The organism is Mycobacterium sp., from assembly GCF_049802695.1.
Taxonomy (GTDB): Bacteria; Actinomycetota; Actinomycetes; order Mycobacteriales; family Mycobacteriaceae; genus Mycobacterium.
Genome location: NZ_JBARMY010000185.1, coordinates 1 through 1,825, shown reverse-complemented (window position 1 = coordinate 1,825; position 1,825 = coordinate 1). Strand labels below are relative to the sequence as shown.

The 1,825-nt window shown below is 66.1% G+C and carries 3 protein-coding genes; 1 reads left to right on the top strand and 2 read right to left on the bottom strand.

The genetic code is table 11. The features are described 5' to 3' along the window. Positions 1-367 (top strand): SHOCT domain-containing protein (locus tag WA317_RS07475; protein WP_425172429.1); only part of this gene is annotated, 367 nt, incomplete at its 5' end. 9 nt (positions 368-376) lie between these two features. On the opposite strand, the gene WA317_RS07470 is transcribed toward WA317_RS07475, so the two are convergent. Together WA317_RS07470 and WA317_RS07465 are read right to left on the bottom strand one after the other, a co-directional pair. Further along, positions 377-1,327 (bottom strand): exopolyphosphatase, encoded by a 951-nt coding sequence (locus WA317_RS07470; protein ID WP_425172428.1) that lies wholly within the window; start codon positions 1,325-1,327, stop codon positions 377-379. Then, on the bottom strand, positions 1,324-1,815 hold the full coding sequence (locus WA317_RS07465; protein WP_425172430.1) for a DUF501 domain-containing protein: 492 nt from the start codon (positions 1,813-1,815) through the stop codon (positions 1,324-1,326). Before WA317_RS07465 ends, WA317_RS07470 begins: the two co-directional genes overlap by 4 nt. Between the last annotated feature and the right edge of the window lie 10 nt (positions 1,816-1,825).

Here is a 1,825-nt window from a genome sequence, read left to right as displayed (position 1 = left end):
ACCGGGGGCGGTGCGCCCCGTCGCGCTGGAGCTGTCCGCCACCAGCGCGGGCGCCACCGCCGCGGAGGCGATGGAAGGTTCCTCGGGAAGCATGTTCAGCGAACTCGGCCTTGCGGGAATGGCAGGCTCGGGCTTGGCGGGCAAACCAGGCGGCGGCGCCGAAGGCGACAGAACGAAGATCGGTCAACGTGTGCCGGCCCGGGCCGCCGCGGCGGCGGACGCTCAAGGCGACGGGTCACGGCCGGCGCCTCGGACCGTGCTCACCGGAGTCGCGGCCCGCATTCGCGAGATCGCCAAGATGCGCGACGAGGGCAGGCTGACCGAGCAGGAGTTCACCGAGCAGAAGAATCGCTTGCTCGGGCGATGAACCGTGCGATTAACCGGCGATGGACATCGCGATGCCGTCCAAGATGTCGTGCTCGCTGACGACCAGTTCACTAATACCTGCACGGTCGGCCAGTGCCTGCGCCAACTCCTCGACGATGATCGCTCCCGCCCCGATCACGTCCACCCGCCCCTCATGCATCGGCCCCAGCTCGGCGCGCTGCGTTCGCGTCATGCTGATCACCTGCTCGCAGGTCGCCAATAGCTGATCGCTCGGAACGCGCGAAAGGTGAATTGCCGCAGGGTCGTACGCTGTCAGGCTTTGCGCCAGCGCCGACAATGTCGTCATCGTCCCGGCAACCCCCACCCAGGTCCGGGCTCGTTCGACGGGAACCACGGCCAAAGCCGCCCCGAGCCGTTCCCGCACCACTTCACGAGCGCTGGCCACCTGTTCTGCGGTGGGCGGGTCCGAATGCAGACAACGCTCGGTGAGCCGGACACAACCGATGTCGGCCGAAAAGCTTTCCTGCACAGCGTTGTCGCCCAGAACGACTTCGGTCGACCCACCACCGAGGTCGACGATCACGAAAGGTGCTTCCGCAGCCTCCATTTCGGCCACCGCACCGCAGAAGGACAGCTCGGCTTCTTCAGCGCCGGTAATCACCTCGGCGATAGCACCGGGGTAACCACCACCCAACGCCTCGGCCGTCATGGCAAAGAACACATCACGATTCGCGGCGTCGCGGGTGGCGGACGTGGCAACCATCCGGATCCGATGGACATGGTGCTGTTTGAGCAAACCGGCGTATTCAACAAGCGCCGCGCGGGTGCGGTTCAGTGCCTCGGGCGCGAACTGACCGGTGGCGTCCACCCCTTGACCCAGTCGCACAATTCGCATCTCGCGATGCACGTCCCGCAGTCGCCCGTTCGACGGCTCGGCGATCAGCAACCGGATCGAGTTGGTTCCGCAATCGATGGCCCCGACGCGACTGGCACCGCTCATGTCCACTGTCCCGGCAGCAAAATTCCGACCATCGAAGGGTCAACGGCCAGCACCGCCAGCGCTTCGTCTCCCAGCGGATTGACTCCGCGACCCTTGGCCAACGAGTGCGCAATCAGCACGTGCAGGCATTTGACCCGATCGGGCATACCGCCGGCTGAAACTGGGGTGTCGAGCGGCTCGATCGCGTCACGCTCGGCCAGATAGGATTCGTGAGCCCGCCGGTAGGCGGCAGCCAGTTCGGCGTCGGCTTGCAGCCGCTCAGTCATCTTCCGCATCATGCCCGACGACTCCAATCTGCTTGCCGCACCGGTCAAGACAGGATGCGTGAGATAGTACAACGTCGGAAAAGGCGTGCCGTCAACCAATCTCGGGGTGGTCTGCACGACGCCGGGCTCACCGTTCGGACAACGGTAGGCGATCCTGAGCACCCCGCGGGGCTCGCGTCCCAGCTGCCCTGCCACCGCCGCCAGGTCGGCAGGGTCAACCACCGGGTTGGGC

Excerpts from the sequence above, each read along its gene's own strand:
- WA317_RS07470 (WP_425172428.1), bottom strand. The coding sequence starts at position 1,327 with ATGAGCGGTGCCAGTCGCGTCGGGGCCATCGATTGCGGAACCAACTCG.